Origin of the sequence: Dietzia natronolimnaea (genome assembly GCF_002289575.1) — a bacterium.
In the GTDB taxonomy this organism is placed as follows: domain Bacteria; phylum Actinomycetota; class Actinomycetes; order Mycobacteriales; family Mycobacteriaceae; genus Dietzia; species Dietzia natronolimnaea_A.
Genome location: NZ_NTGA01000016.1, coordinates 47,478 through 61,657, shown reverse-complemented (window position 1 = coordinate 61,657; position 14,180 = coordinate 47,478). Strand labels below are relative to the sequence as shown.

The 14,180-nt window shown below is 70.3% G+C and carries 15 protein-coding genes; 12 read left to right on the top strand and 3 right to left on the bottom strand.

Going from position 1 to position 14,180, the window contains the following annotated elements; translation table 11 throughout:
- The first annotated feature begins 10 nt into the window (after positions 1 to 10).
- From ureG to urtE, 7 genes are all read left to right on the top strand, one after another.
- Complete coding sequence (ureG, locus tag CEY15_RS09300) at positions 11 to 646, top strand: urease accessory protein UreG (protein ID WP_095718194.1); 636 nt, start codon at positions 11 to 13, stop codon at positions 644 to 646.
- A complete protein-coding gene (locus CEY15_RS09295) occupies positions 643 to 1,590 on the top strand; it encodes an urease accessory protein UreD (RefSeq protein ID WP_095718193.1) in 948 nt (315 codons plus the stop codon). Before ureG ends, CEY15_RS09295 begins: the two co-directional genes overlap by 4 nt.
- Positions 1,591 to 1,747: 157 nt before the next feature.
- Positions 1,748 to 3,001, top strand: a complete 1,254-nt coding sequence (urtA, locus tag CEY15_RS09290; protein ID WP_017837968.1) for an urea ABC transporter substrate-binding protein — start codon at positions 1,748 to 1,750, stop codon at positions 2,999 to 3,001.
- Between the two features lie 84 nt (positions 3,002 to 3,085).
- Positions 3,086 to 3,970: an urea ABC transporter permease subunit UrtB gene (gene urtB / locus CEY15_RS09285; protein ID WP_017837967.1), complete on the top strand. Its 885-nt coding sequence runs from the start codon at positions 3,086 to 3,088 to the stop codon at positions 3,968 to 3,970.
- Positions 3,967 to 5,178 (top strand): urea ABC transporter permease subunit UrtC, encoded by a 1,212-nt coding sequence (urtC, locus tag CEY15_RS09280; protein ID WP_245847444.1) that lies wholly within the window; start codon positions 3,967 to 3,969, stop codon positions 5,176 to 5,178. Before urtB ends, urtC begins: the two co-directional genes overlap by 4 nt.
- Positions 5,175 to 5,996 (top strand): urea ABC transporter ATP-binding protein UrtD, encoded by an 822-nt coding sequence (gene urtD / locus CEY15_RS09275; RefSeq protein ID WP_017837965.1) that lies wholly within the window; start codon positions 5,175 to 5,177, stop codon positions 5,994 to 5,996. The genes urtC and urtD overlap by 4 nt, the downstream gene beginning before the upstream one ends.
- Before the next feature lie 5 nt (positions 5,997 to 6,001).
- Positions 6,002 to 6,694 (top strand): urea ABC transporter ATP-binding subunit UrtE, encoded by a 693-nt coding sequence (gene urtE, locus CEY15_RS09270; protein ID WP_176475069.1) that lies wholly within the window; start codon positions 6,002 to 6,004, stop codon positions 6,692 to 6,694.
- Positions 6,695 to 6,796: 102 nt separating this feature from the next.
- Here urtE and CEY15_RS09265 read toward each other — a convergent pair whose 3' ends face one another.
- Positions 6,797 to 7,468 (bottom strand): TetR/AcrR family transcriptional regulator, encoded by a 672-nt coding sequence (locus CEY15_RS09265; RefSeq protein ID WP_095718191.1) that lies wholly within the window; start codon positions 7,466 to 7,468, stop codon positions 6,797 to 6,799.
- Positions 7,469 to 7,525: 57 nt separating this feature from the next.
- Here CEY15_RS09265 and CEY15_RS09260 point away from each other — a divergent pair, with 57 nt between their 5' ends.
- The gene (locus tag CEY15_RS09260; RefSeq protein ID WP_217987094.1) at positions 7,526 to 8,821 is read left to right on the top strand and encodes a cytochrome P450; all 1,296 of its coding nucleotides are present in this window, start codon (positions 7,526 to 7,528) and stop codon (positions 8,819 to 8,821) included.
- A gap of 63 nt (positions 8,822 to 8,884) precedes the next feature.
- Here CEY15_RS09260 and CEY15_RS09255 read toward each other — a convergent pair whose 3' ends face one another.
- Positions 8,885 to 9,343, bottom strand: a complete 459-nt coding sequence (locus CEY15_RS09255; protein WP_141244234.1) for a hypothetical protein — start codon at positions 9,341 to 9,343, stop codon at positions 8,885 to 8,887.
- A gap of 233 nt (positions 9,344 to 9,576) precedes the next feature.
- Here CEY15_RS09255 and CEY15_RS09250 point away from each other — a divergent pair, with 233 nt between their 5' ends.
- The gene (locus CEY15_RS09250) at positions 9,577 to 11,130 is read left to right on the top strand and encodes a DUF4389 domain-containing protein (protein WP_176475064.1); all 1,554 of its coding nucleotides are present in this window, start codon (positions 9,577 to 9,579) and stop codon (positions 11,128 to 11,130) included.
- On the opposite strand, the gene CEY15_RS09245 is transcribed toward CEY15_RS09250, so the two are convergent.
- The gene (locus CEY15_RS09245) at positions 11,123 to 11,782 is read right to left on the bottom strand and encodes a TetR/AcrR family transcriptional regulator (RefSeq protein WP_095718189.1); all 660 of its coding nucleotides are present in this window, start codon (positions 11,780 to 11,782) and stop codon (positions 11,123 to 11,125) included. The genes CEY15_RS09250 and CEY15_RS09245 overlap by 8 nt on opposite strands.
- A 77-nt stretch (positions 11,783 to 11,859) precedes the next feature.
- On the opposite strand from CEY15_RS09245, the gene CEY15_RS09240 reads away from it, so the two are divergent.
- The 3 genes from CEY15_RS09240 (at position 11,860) to CEY15_RS09230 (ending at position 14,147) form a co-directional block, all read left to right on the top strand.
- Positions 11,860 to 12,354 carry a nuclear transport factor 2 family protein gene (locus tag CEY15_RS09240; protein ID WP_095718188.1) on the top strand — a complete coding sequence of 165 codons (495 nt, stop codon included), beginning with the start codon at positions 11,860 to 11,862 and terminating at the stop codon, positions 12,352 to 12,354.
- A 65-nt stretch (positions 12,355 to 12,419) separates the two neighbouring features.
- Positions 12,420 to 13,235: an SDR family NAD(P)-dependent oxidoreductase gene (locus CEY15_RS09235; protein WP_095718187.1), complete on the top strand. Its 816-nt coding sequence runs from the start codon at positions 12,420 to 12,422 to the stop codon at positions 13,233 to 13,235.
- Between the two features lie 180 nt (positions 13,236 to 13,415).
- Positions 13,416 to 14,147, top strand: coding sequence for a TetR/AcrR family transcriptional regulator (locus CEY15_RS09230; RefSeq protein WP_017837957.1), 732 nt, complete (start codon positions 13,416 to 13,418; stop codon positions 14,145 to 14,147).
- Positions 14,148 to 14,180 lie beyond the last annotated feature (33 nt).

Below are 14,180 nucleotides of genomic sequence, written 5' to 3'. Positions count from 1 at the left end.
GGGAACGCACATGACCGAGGGACGAGGCGTGCTGCGCATCGGGATCGGCGGGCCCGTGGGCTCGGGCAAGACCGCGTTGATCGAGGCGCTGGTGCCGTTGCTCATCGAGCGCGGTCGGGAGCCCGCGGTGATCACCAACGACATCTACACCCAGGAGGACGCCGAGCACGTCCGCCGCACGCTGGCGGGCGTCCTGGACCCCGCCAAGGTCGTGGGCGTGGAGACCGGCTCGTGCCCCCACACCGCGGTCCGCGACGACCCCACCATGAACCTGGCCGTGGGCGCCGAGATGCTCGAGGAGCACCCGGACGTCGACACCCTGATCTTCGAATCCGGCGGGGACAACCTCACGCTGACGTTCTCACCCGCGCTGGTGGACCTGTTCCTCTTCGTACTGGACACCGCCGAGGGCGAGAAGATGCCACGCAAGCGGGGCCCCGGCATCACGGAGTGCGACCTGCTGGTGATCAACAAGATCGACATCGCCCAGTACGTGCGCTGCGACCTGGGGGTGATGAGCTCCGACGCCGACCGCGTGCGCTCGGGCAAGCCCGTCGTGCTGACCGACTGCCTCAGCGGCACCGGGGTCGACGAGGTGTTGGATTACTTCGAGTCGCGTCGCGCGGACCTGCTGCCGAGCGCGTGACCGGGCCGGTTTCCCGGGCCGACCGGCTGGCACGCGCGGCCGACCCCGGTCACGTCTCGCCGGCCGTGGCGGCCGGCCCGGTAAACGCGGCCGGGTCGCTGCCCGTGGGATCGCCGGGCAAGGTCGGCGTCCTGGACCTGGACTACCGGGTCGCCGACGACGGGCGAACCGTCCTGGCCGACCGCTACCAGAAGTCCCCTCTACAGGTGATGCGCCCGCTGTACGTCGATCCGGGCCTGCCCCACGTGCCGGTCACCTATCTCATGTCCACCGGCGGTGGAGTGGTCGGCGGCGACAGGCTGGACATCGACGTCCGGCTGGCCGACCGGTCCCATGCGGTGATCACGACCCAGGCCGCCACCCGGATCCACCGCATGGACGCGGGGTACGCCACCCAGAACGTCACGCTGACGCTGGGCGCGGGGGCGGTGTGCGAGTGGGTTCCCGACCCCCTCATCCCGTATGCCGGGAGCCGGTTCCAGCAGAGCCTGCGGGCGACGGTCCCCGAGGACGCGGTGCTGATGGTCTCCGACGTCCTCACCGCCGGCCGGGTGGCCCGCGGTGAGCGGTGGGCGGTGGACGCGCTGGTCTCGCGGGTGGAACTCGCCCGGCCCGACGGCACTCCGGTGGTGGTGGATGCCACCAGGATCGCCGGGGGGTCCGGTGGGTTCGACGACGACCTGGTCACCGGCGGGTCCGATGCCATCGGCACCCTGTTCGTCCTGGCGCCGGGGCCGGCGACGGACCTGGCGGACTCGATGAGGGCGGGTGTCGACCCCTCCGCCGGCGTGTGTGGTGTGAGCACCCTGCCCGAGGGGTGCGGGGCGTGGTCCCGGGTGGTGGGCGGCAGCCCGGAGGCGGTGGAGGCCGCAGTGCGTGCGATGTGGTCCGCCGCGCGCGGGCACGTGCTGGGGGCGTCGGCGCCCGATCTGCGCAAGGGCTGAGAAACGCAGGGTTCACTGAAGGTGGACGCAGGCAACACGCACGAAACACGGCGGAACCGTGCGGCTCACATGAAACTCATAACTTTGGCTTCATCGAGCGTCGATCCCCGAGAAGCGGGGGCCATCGACCGCCCGCCCACGGCAAGGATGAACCCGCGTGAATCCCATCTCCAGACGCACCGTCGCCGCCGCCGCACTGGTGGTCCTCGGGGCCGGTGCTCTCACCGCCTGCGGTAACCGGACCTCGGACACCGCCGCAGCCTCCGCCGAATCATGTGTGGACACCTCCGGTGACACCATCAAGATCGGGTCGCTGCACTCGCTCTCGGGCACCATGGCGATCTCCGAGAGGACGGTGCGCGACTCGGTCGCGCTCGCCGTGGAGCAGATCAACGCCGACGGCGGCGTGATGGGCAAGCAGATCGAGACGGTCGTCGAGGACGGCGCGTCCGACCCGGCCGTGTTCGCGGAGAAGGCACAGAAGCTCATCACCAGCGACTGCGTGGCCGCGATCTTCGGAGGGTGGACGTCGTCCTCCCGCAAGGCCATGCTGCCGGTCGTCGAGGACGCCAACGCGCTGCTGTACTACCCCGTCCAGTACGAGGGCCTGGAGTCGTCCCCGAACATCTTCTACACGGGCGCCACGACCAACCAGCAGATCGTCCCCGGCCTCGAGTACCTCAAGGAGCAGGGCGTGGAGTCGATGTACCTCGTCGGCTCGGACTACGTCTTCCCGCAGACCGCCAACCGCGTCATCAAGGCGTGGGCGGAGGCGAACGACGTCGAGATCCTCGGCGAGGACTACACGCCGCTCGGGTCCACCGACTTCTCCACCATCGTCAACAAGGTGCGCACCGCCGATCCGGACGCGGTCTTCAACACCCTCAACGGCGACTCCAACGTCGCGTTCTTCCGCGAGTACACCAACGCCGGCCTCACCGCCGAGAACACCCCGGTGATCAGCGTGTCGATCGCGGAGGAGGAGGTGCAGGGCATCGGCGCGGCCAACATCGAAGGCCAGCTCACGTCGTGGAACTACTACCAGACCATCGACAGCCCGGAGAACACCTCGTTCGTCGAGGCGTTCAAGGCCAAGTACGGCGACGACAGGGTCACCTCTGACCCGATGGAGGCCGCATACACCTCGCTGTTCTTGTGGAAGAACACCGTCGAGAAGGCGGGCAGCTTCGACGTCGCCGAGATCCAGGAGAACGCCGGCGGGGTCAGCTTCGACGCCCCGGAGGGCACCGTGACGATCAACGGGGACAACAACCACATCTCCAAGACGGCGCTCGTCGGGGAGATCCGCCCCGACGGTCTGATCTACGAGGTGTGGAGTTCGGGCGAGCCCATCGAACCGGACCCCTTCCTCGAGGGCTACGACTGGGCCGGAGACCTGTCCGGTAACTGACCTGGTCACAAGCCCACTACCCCCCGCGGCGGCCCCGGCGAACGGGGCCGCCGCGGGGGGTGAATGCAGGAGAAAGGAGCCGGTGTGGACGTCATCATCGGTCAACTCGCGACAGGATTGAGCATCGGTTCGATCCTTCTGCTCGCCGCGCTCGGACTGTCCCTGACCTTCGGGCAGATGGGCGTCATCAACATGGCGCACGGCGAGTTCATCATGGCCGGGTGTTACACGGCCTACGTCATCCAGCAGTTCGTCGCCGCCTCCGGGGCGGGGCTGGCGATCTCCCTCGCCGCGGGGTTCGTGGTGGGCGGGATCCTCGGGGTGATCCTCGAGGTGCTGCTCATCAGACGGCTGTACGCCCGTCCGCTCGACACGCTGCTCGTGACCTTCGGCGTCGGGCTGGTCCTCCAGCAGGTCGCGCGCGACATCTGGGGCGCCCCCGCCGTCAACGTCGAGGTGCCCGCGTTCCTGCGCGGCAACCTGGTGCTGTTCGGCGCATCCGTCCCGTACACCCGCGTCTTCATCTTCCTGCTGGCCATCGCGTGTGTCGCCGCGCTGATGGCGGCCATGCGGTTCACCCCGATGGGGCGGCGCATCCGGGCGGTCACGCTGAACCGTGATCTCGCCGAGAGCTCCGGCATCAACTCCCGGCGCAGCGACCTGACCACCTTCTTCATCGGTTCCGGACTGGCCGGCGTGGCGGGCGTGGCGTTGACGCTGATCGGGTCGACGAGCCCCACCATCGGGCAGTCGTACCTCATCGACGCCTTCCTCGTGGTGGTGGTCGGGGGCCTCGGTCAGCTGCGGGGCGCGGTCATCGCCGCCTTCGCCCTGGGGATCCTCAACTCGTTCTTCGAATACTCCACGACCGCGTCCGTGGCGAAGGTGCTCGTCTTTGTGACGATCATCGTCTTCCTCCAGATCCGCCCGCAGGGGCTGTTCGCCGTCAAGACCAGGAGCCTGGCATGACCGACACCGCCACCCTCGGCACCACCACCCCGGACCCGGCCGAACCCCCCTCGGGACGTCGGTTCCGTCCGCCTCGTCTACCTCTGCCCGGTGCGCTGACCACCGAGGGAGAACGTCCCCGCTGGGTGTTCTGGGCGGCGCTCGCCGTCGCCGCGATCCTCATCTTCGGCGTCGCCCCACTTTTGCTCAGCGAGTTCCGACTCAACCTGTTGGCCAAGTTCTTCTGCTTCGGCATCGTCGCCAGCGGCATCGGGCTGGCGTGGGGGCGGGGCGGGATGCTCACCCTGGGCCAGGGCGTCTACTTCGGCGTCGGCGCGTACGCCATGGCGATGTACCTCAAGCTCGCCGACGCCCGCGATCGCGGTGGGCCCGACGCCCTGCCGGACTTCATGCAGATCGCCGGGATGCGGTCGCTGCCCGGGTACTGGGAGCCGTTCGCCTCGCCGGTGTTCGCCCTCGCGGTGATCCTGCTCCTGCCGCCCCTGCTGGCCTTCGGGTTCGGATACCTGGTGTTCAACCGCAAGGTCAAGGGCGCCTACTTCGCGATCCTGTCCCAGGCACTCGCGGCAGCCGCCGCGATCTTCCTGGTCAGCCGCCCCGAGCTCGGCGGCTCCAACGGCCTCAACCGGTTCACCGGCTTCTTCGGCTTCGCCCTGTCGGACCCGGCGAACCGTCAGATGTTGTACTTCATCACCGGTGGCGCGCTCATCGGGGTGGTGTTGCTGGTCCGGCAGTTCATGCAGTCGCGCTTCGGTGAGCTGCTCGTCGCCGTCCGCGACCAGGAGGAGCGGGTCAGGTTCCTGGGCTACGACCCCGCCCTGGTCAAATCCCTGGCCTACGCGGTCGCCGCCTTCGCGGCCGGGATCGCCGGTGCGCTGTTCGTCCCGATCGTCGGGATCATCTCGCCCTCGGCGATCGGCATCGCCCCGTCGATCGCGTTCCTCATCGGTGTCGCGATCGGTGGCCGGGCCACGTTGCTCGGCCCGGTCCTCGGGGCGATCGGTGTGGCCTGGGCGCAGACGACCTTCTCCGAGGCCTACCCGTCGCAGTGGACCTACCTGCAGGGCGTGCTCTTCATCGTCGTCGTGGGCTTCCTGCCCGGCGGCCTGGCCAGCCTGTTCGTCATCCGCCGGCGTCGCGCATCCACCGAGTCGGGCCGCGCGACCCCCGCCGGCACCGGATCCACCACCACAGAGGAGACCTCATGACCCCCACGGCTGTGGCCACCGGCGCGCGGACGGGACGGACCTACCTGGAGGTCCGCGGTCTCACCGTGACGTTCGACGGCTTCCGCGCGGTCGACGGTGTGGACCTGACCCTGATCCAGGGTGATCTCAAGTTCCTCATCGGGCCCAACGGAGCGGGCAAGACCACTGTCGTCGACGCGATCACCGGACTCGTCCCGGCGACGGGGACGGTCGACAAGACCGGGCAGCCGGTCCTGGGGATGAAGACGCACAAGATCGCCCGCATGGGGATCGGCCGGACCTTCCAGACGGCCAGCATCTTCGAGGACCTCACCGTGGAGCAGAACCTGGACATCGCGGCCGGCTCCGGTCGGGGATGGCTGACCCTGCTCCGCCGCCGCCGGGGACGCGCGACGGTGGTCGCCGAGGCCCTGGAGACGATCGGCCTCGAGCACCTGGCCAGCACAAAAGCCGGGGTGTTGGCCCACGGGCAGAAGCAGTGGCTGGAGATCGGCATGCTGCTCGTCCAGGATTCCGACGTGATGCTCCTCGACGAGCCCGTGGCCGGTATGGGGGCGGAGGAGCGCAAGGCCACCGGTGAGCTGCTGCAGCGCATCGCCGCCGAACGCACGGTGGTCGTGGTGGAACACGACATGGACTTCATGCGGGACTTCGCCACCTCCGTGACCGTCCTGGCGGCCGGGAAGGTCCTCGCCGAGGGCACGGTCTCAGAGATCCAGGCCGACCCCAAGGTCCAGCAGGTGTACCTGGGCACCGCGGCCGCCACGGGCACGGAACTGGAAACCGGCACCGAACTCGAGAAGGAGTCAGGCGAATGAGTGCACTGCTGACGATGTCGGGCGTCCGCGCCGGATACGGCGGGTCCGAGGTCCTCCACGGGATCGACCTGGAGGTGCCCGCCGGCGGCGTGGCCGCTGTGCTCGGGCACAACGGGGCGGGCAAGACGACCCTGCTGCGGGCGGCCGTCGGGCTGCTGCCGTGCAAGGCCGGCCGGATCACCTTCGACGGCCGGGAGATCACCGGACTCAAGCCCCACGCCCGCGTGGCGATGGGGATCGGTTACGTGCCGCAGGGCCAGCAGTCGTTCACCCAGCTCACCACGGCCGAGAACCTGCGGGTCGTGGCCGATGGCCGCAAGGGGGGTAAGGCGCTCATCGACGAGTCCCTGGACCTGTTCCCGGCCCTGAAGGAATTGCTGGACCGGAAGGCCGGCCTGCTCTCCGGGGGGCAGCGCCAGCAGTTGGCGATCGCCCGGGCGCTCATCACCGAGCCCCGACTGCTGGTGCTGGACGAGCCGACCGAGGGCATCCAGCCCAACGTCGTGGCCGAGATCGAGCGGATCATCGTGGATCTGGCCTCCCGCGGTGACCTGTCGGTGCTGTTGGTCGAACAGCACGTCGGGTTCTCGCTGCGTGCCTCGGACGTCTACTACGTGGTGGAGTCGGGACGGGTCACCCACTCGGGTGCCTCCGACGACACCGCCACCCACGAGGTCGCCTCGGCGCTGGCGATCTGATCCGGGCGGGCCCCTCTCGTCAAGACCGTTCGGCACACATCGGCCGAGAGGCAGGTGTGCGGAACGCTCTTCTCGATGCCGCGGGCCGGGCGGTCGGGCCGGTCAGCGCGGCGCGGGCCGGGCCAGACCTCCCGCGAGCCAGTCCACGAGATCGGCCACGTACTCGCGGTGGGGCGGGGCGGCGTCCGGGGGATCGCACGCCCGCGCCGCGAGCTCGGCGGTGAGCATCACGATGAGCTGCCGGACCCGGTGGCCGGCGAGGTCCCGGCCGCAGCGGGCGGTCGCGGCGGATACCAGCATCTCGAGTTGGTCCTGCAGCGCGGTGCCGGCGACCGGGCGGTCGGTGAGTGTGCGGTCGACCTCCGCGAGCGCCCCGACCTGGGCGATCACCCGGAGGGTGCAGCGGCCCTCGTCGTCGTCCAACAGGTCCGCCAACGGTGACACCACCGCCCGGACGATCTCCGCCAGGTCGGGGGCGGACTGGGCCGACGACGGGGCCGACTGGGCCGACTGGGCCCACCTCTGCAGATCGGCCCGACGTTCGTCCTCCATGCGCAGGACCCCGCGGAGCAGAACGTCCTCCAGCAGGCCCATGCGACCGCCGAAGTGATAGTTGATCGCCGAGTCGTTGCCCTGGCCGGCGTCGCCGACGATGTCGCGGATCCGCGCCGTGCGCCACCCGTCGGAGGCGAAGCGCCGCAGTCCGGCCTGGTACAGGGCCTCTCGGGTGGCGGACGAGCGGGGCCGGGGTGACAGGGAGGTGGAGCGGGGCACCCGCCCGAGTCTAGATCGCCTCTTCCGCTTTTTTAACAGGGAGTGTTAACTGGGTCCATGACCCGCACCGCGCCGCCCGAATCAACACCGCCCGAATCAACACCGCCCGAGTCAGCACCGCCCAGGCCCGGCTTCGATCCGTTCGACCGCGCGCACCTGGCAGATCCGTATCCCGCCTACCGGTGGCTGCGCGAGACCGACCCGGTCCACCACCACCGTGGGGACGGCACCGAGGCGCACCCCGACTTCTGGGCGCTGTCGCGCTACGCCGACGTGGACGCCGCTGTCTGTGACCCGGAGGCGTTCTCCTCGGCCAGTGGCCTGACCTTCTACCGGGACGAGATCGAGACGCTGGGGCTGGCCCCGACCATCGTCATGATGGACCCCCCCGAGCACACCGCGAAGCGGCGATTGCTGGCCAAGGCGTTCTCGCCCAGGCGCGTCGCCGAGACCGAGCCGCTCATCCGCGACTTCGCCCGTGGGCGACTGGCGGAGCTGGCCGGGAAGGACGACGACGACGAGGTGGTCGACCTGCACCGCGAGTTCAGTGCGCAGATCCCCACGCATCTGCTTGCGCACCTGTTCGACCTGCCGGCCGCGGACAGGCCGAGGTTCGGCCCGTGGGTCAGCGCGCTGACGACCCTGCAGGAGGAGGGGTTCCGCCCGGCGGGGCTCGAGGGAGGGGCGGTCACCGCGGTGGCGGAGATGTTCGGATACTTCGGTGAGCTCATCACCGAGCGGCGCGCGGCCCCGGGCGGGGACCTCATCTCGGCGCTGACGCAGGCCGAGGTCGACGGGGAGCGGCTGGACGACTGGGACATCCTCGGGTTCTGCTTCGTGATCGTCGCCGGAGGCAACGACACCACCGGCAACCTCATCTCGCACACCGTCTCGCTCCTGGACGCCCATCCGCGGCAGAGGGAGCTGGTCCTGGCGGACCCGGGACTGATCCCCGGCGCGCTGACCGAGTGCCTGCGCTTCGAGTCCAGCGTGCAGGCGCTCGCGCGGACGACCACGCGCGAGGTGACCGGGGGTGGGGAGACGATCCCGGCGGGGGAGAAGGTGATGATGCTCTACGGGTCGGCCAACCGCGACGAGCGCGAGTTCGGACCCACCGCCGAGGTGCTCGACATCCGCCGTGAGACCACCGGGCATCTGGGGTTCGCCCGCGGCCCCCACTTCTGCATCGGCTCGCACTTCGCGCGGCTTCAGGCGCGGATCGCCGTGGAGGAGCTCTATTCGGCCCACCCGGCCGTCACGGTGGACGGGGGCGGGGCCGTGCGGGCGCTCTCTCCGTTCACCAGAGGGTTCCATTCGCTGCCCGCGACGGGGTTCGCCGCTCCACGGCGCTGACCCGCTCGCCGTGATCGTGCCCGCGGGATGTGTGAGGCCTCTTCGCCCGCGCCCAGGACGAGTTCATCCCTCCGCAACTCGATGCGCCGCCGCCACGGCCGCTGCACCACCAGATACGTGGCGCCGAACGCGCAGATCGCGGCCACCACCGCCCAGGTGGCGGGGGACGAGTCGCGTGGGCCCCCGACCCCGCTGACGACACCGAAGGCGCCCGCGAGCCGACGGGACCAACGCGAGGACCAGGGGGTCGAGCATGGTCAGGCGCCGGGCGGGGATCACCACCGCGTCCGACGTCTCGATCGCCCGCACGGGCCATCCCCCGGTGGTCCGGGGGAGAGCCAGCGCGAGCGCGACCACCCCGAATCCGGCGACGATGAGGGTCAGATCGGCGTCCTCTCCCGGTGCCGAGCCGAACGGCCACCACCGGGCCAGCGACAGGGTGCCGGCAGCGGCCAGGGTCGCGCTCCCGAGTCTGGTCGCCACGATCCGCGGGGTCCGGCCGAGTCCGGGTGTGTACGCCATCGTTCGCCTCTCCACGTCCTGTCGGTCACCTACGCCGCTCATCCCGATCGAGTAGAACCGGTGCGCGGCCCATGGGTCGTGCACCTACCGCGCGGCGACGCGGTCGACGGGGATCCGGGGCTGATCGGCGGTGAGAACCTGCCGGCACAGTGCTCACATAAGAGTAAGGTCACCACCTGTAGGAGGATGCGCCGTCCCGGGTGGGTCCGCACACTTCTGCACGAGGACTCATCATGGGAACTTCACACGCCACCCCGTCCGGTCCCTCCTCGACCCCCGTCCACGGCCCTCCGCGAACCCGCCCCCTGAACTGGGTCCTGCTCGTCGCCGGGGTCCTCCTGGCCGTGTTCGGCCTCGGCGTGACCGCGGCCGGGGCGGCGATCCTGGTAGCCGACGCCTCCCAGCGAGACGGGCAGTACGCGTTCACCGACACCGACCGACTCCAGACCGTCGGCCACGCCATCACGACAGTGCCCCTGACGATCCATGTCGACGAGGGAGCCACCGTCGGGCCCTACGGTCTCGACGACCTGATCAGCCTACAACTCCGCGCGACCCCGGTGGTCCCCGATCAGGACGTGTTCCTCGGTATCGCGGACGCATCCGACGTCGCTGAGTATCTGGACGATGTCCCCCACGCGGTGATCGGCGACCAGCCGTGGGATCCCGGGTACTCCGCGGGTCCCACCTACGACTGGGGATCGGGGATGTGGGGATCGGGTCGCGACGCCGAGGCGGCCCTCGATGAGGTGCCCGGCACCCGTGCCCCCGAACCTCCTGCCGACCAGGACTTCTGGGCCCAGTCCACGACGGGCGCAGAGCAGCAGACCCTCACCGTCGACCTGCGGTCCGGCGACTGGGTGGTCGTGGTGATGAACGCCGACGGCTCCCGCCCCGTGTGGGTCGACGTCCAGGTGGGAGCACACACCGAGGTGTTCGGACTCGCCGGGCCCGGTGTTCTGGTCGCCGGACTCGTGGCGCTGGCGCTGGGGCTGCCGTTGATCCTCGTGGCGACCGCGGGGCTGGGCCGGGACATCGACCGGGACATCGACCGGGGCCTCGGCCGGCACGCCGACCCCGACGACCTCCCCGGGCCCGGTGCGGGCGCCCTCCCCGCCGGCGTGGGCCCCGATCCGCTGCGTCTGACCGGGCACCTGGACCCGCAGGTGTCACGCGGAATGTGGTTGATCAAGTGGCTGCTGGCGATCCCGCACTACATAGTGATGGCCCTGCTGTGGTTCGCGTTGGTGGTCACCACCATCGCCGCGGGACTGGTGGTGCTGTTCACCGGCCGCTACCCGCGGGCGTGGTTCGCCTACAGCGTCGGAGTGCTGCGGTGGAACTGGCGCGTGGGGTTCTACGCCTACTCCGTCCTCGGGACGGACCGGTACCCACCCTTCTCGCTGGCGCCGACCGACTATCCGGCCGGGTTGGACGTGGCCTATCCCGAGCGGCTCTCACGCGGCCTGGTGCTGGTCAAGTGGTGGTTGCTGGTGATCCCGCACCTGTTGATCGTGGGCATCCTCACCGGCGGCGGGGCGGCCCTGACCAGAGCCTCGGAGTACGGGGGCGCCGAGTGGAACATCTCGCTGGTCGGCCTGCTCGTGCTGATCGCCGCGATCGGGCTGTTGTTCACCGGCCGCTACCTGCCCCGGCTCTTCGACCTGATCGTGGGCCTGAACCGCTGGGTGTACCGGGTCGGCTCGTACGTGTTGCTCCTGCGCGACGAGTACCCGCCGTTCCGCCTCGACCAGGGTCCGGAGGACACGGGGGAGCCCGTCAGGTAGCGCCGCCGCTGTGGCCCGTCACCATGCGGGCGAGGAGATCGGCGAGTCGGTCGTCGATCTCCTCGCGCTGGTCGGCGGGGATGTCGAGGGCGTCCAGAAGCGTGCCCCGCAACACCGGCCAGGCGTAGACGGCGGTGAAGACGAGGAGCAGTTCGACGTCCCCGGCCGGTGGGGGCGAGGTCATGCGGCGCAGCGCCGCGGCAGGACGCTCGGCCGGGTCGATCATCGGGGGGAACGCGGCCTCCCGGTCCAGGGCCAGCCAGGCCAGGAGCCGGCTGATCTCCGGGTGCGCGGTGGCGCCGAGCAGCATCCCGCGTACGGCCTCGCCCGCGTCGTCCAGGTGCTCGAGCCGGGCGGCCCCGAGCCGCACCGCCTCCTGCATGACGGTGGTCAGCAGGGCGTCCTTCCGTCCGACGTGCCGGTGGATCAGGCCGAGGTTGACGTCCGCCGCCTCCGCGATATCGCGCAGCGGGACATGGGGCCCGCGCTCGGACAGCAACCTGCGGGCTTCGCGGAGCACGGCGGAGCGGACCTCGTCGCGACCGGTCGGGCGGGATCGCGGGGCGCCGTGCCCGTGGGCGGTCGCGGGGTCTGGCGGGAGCGGGCCGGGGTGGCCGTCCTCGTCGTCGTCGGACCGGTTCTCGCTTTCCATCCCCAAACTGTACACAACTGACTACAGTCGGCCTGACGGGTGTGGACTGACGCGCCCTCTCGCGAGAAAGGCCCACGATGACCACCACCGACCGCCACGAAGACATCGACGCGATCAAAGCCCTGAAGTACCGCTACCTGCGCTGTGTGGATCTGCGGCTGTGGGACGAGCTCGCGGAGACGCTCGCGCCCGAGGTCTCGGCGTCCTATGGCAGGCGCCTGTCCTTGACCGGCCGCGACGAGGTGGTGACCGGGCTGCGGGAGCAGATGACCGACGACGTGATCACCGAGCACCAGGCCCACCACCCGGAGATCGAGGTGGACGGCGACTCCGCCACCGCACGCTGGTACCTGCAGGACCGGGTGATCGTCCCCGCCTTCGACACGATGATCATCGGGGGTGCCTTCTACACCGACACCTACGCACGCCTCGACGGTCGGTGGGTCATCACCAGCACCGGCTACACGCGCACGTACGAGGCGATGATCGACCTCAAGGACATCCCGAGCTTCACGCTCACCGACAACCACCTCGCGCCCGCCGACGGCGGTGAGGGCTCCGGGCGAGGGTGATCTCCCTCGTAGCCGAACCCCGGCCCGACTCTCACGCACTCCCGCACCGACCCCCGGAGGAACCCATGACCGACACCGCAGCCCAGCACAGCACCACAGCGCAGCACGGCACCACCCGCGAGGACCGACTGGCCGGAAAGGTCGCCATCGTCACCGGCGGCGGGCAGGGGGTCGGCGAGGGCATCGCCCTCGGTCTCGCCGAATCCGGTGCCGCGCTCCTGCTGGTCGGGCGCCGGATGCGCAAGCTCGAGCGGGTCGCCGAGATCATCCGCTCGAACGGGGGCACCGCCGAGTGTCTGGCCGTCGACATCATCACCGACGGTGCCCCCGAGGCGATCATCGCGACCGCCGTGGAGAAGCTGGGCGGGGTCGACATCCTGGTCAACAACGCCAACATGGCCATGCCGCTGCCGCTGTCGGACTACCCGGACGACGAGTTCCGCAAGGCCTTCGAGGGCGGGCCCCGCGTGACCTTCAGCCTGATGAAGCTGGCCCGGCCCGAGATGGCCAAGCGCGGAGGCGGGACGATCATCAACCTCGTGACCGCCGCCGCCGTCCGATGGGACGCCGCGAACTACGGCATCTACTCCGCGGTCAAGGAGGCCATCCGCGCGCTGACCCGCGCCGCCGCCTACGAGTGGGCTTCCGAGGGCACCCGCGCCCTCAACATCGCGCCGCATGCGCACAGCCCCGGGTTGGACTGGTGGATGGAGAACAACCCCGAGGAGGCCCGCGAGTTCGTCTCGAGCATCCCCGCCGGCCGTGTCGGCGACCCGCTGAGCGACATCGGTCGCCCCGTGGCCTGGCTGTGCTCGGATGAGGCCTCGTACCTCAGCGGCGCGACCATCCCCCTCGACGGAGGACAGTCCCGCTGGGGCTGACCTCGCGCACACCCCCGGGCGAGCAGTCCCCGACCGCGGCCGACATGGGGCACCATGAGCAGCGCCGGTCACCCCGATCCCAGTGGCACCCCACTGCCGTCGGGATCCCGCCGGCCGTACCAGCCCTGACGGTGCTCAGCCCCGAGTAGCTGAGGCGGCCAGGTCGGAAGTGGAGGCCCGGTGCAGCACGGATCCGATGATCGCACTGCCGATTCGAACACCGCCGAACCGAGCGCCGCCGACGTGGCAGCACTCTCCGAGCGGTCCGGTGGCACCGTGGAGGCCGGGAAGACCAGGGGCGCCAAGACGGTGATGATCGAGATCGCCGAGAAGATGATCAGTGAGCGAGGCCTTGACGGCGTCTCTATGCGCGACGTCGCGACGGCGGCCGGCCAACGCAACAACTCGGCGGTCCAGTATCACTTCGGTAGCCGCGACGGCCTAATCCTGCAGGTGCTGCGGCGGCGCATCGTCTCCCTCGACGCCGACCGCAGGCAGCGCCTGGCCGCGGCCGACGAACAGGGCCTGGGTGAGGACCTGCACACCCTCGTCGGGGTGCTCTTCGGCCCCATCGTCGACCTCCTGCGCTCCCACCCCGAGGCCACGCACCACGCGCGGTTCCTGCAGAGGGTCGGCCCGGTCATGGCTCCCGGCATCCCGGAGGCGGATCCGCGGACGGCGGCCGACGACGTGGTGGTGCGGCTGATCGACGTGCTGTCCCACCTGCCGCGGCGGGTGGCGTTCGAGCGCATCGACCTGGCCACCCAGATGTTCACCGGCGCGTTGGCGGTCTACGAGGACCGCCGAGACGCCCGCAACAGCGTGGTCAACGACCGGTTCGAGGTGGTGGTGGCGCACCTGTACGACATGATCGAGGCCGCCCTGCGCGCCGATGTCGGGTCGCGGGACTGAGCGGTCCGCGGACCGTCCCGGATCCGTCGTCGG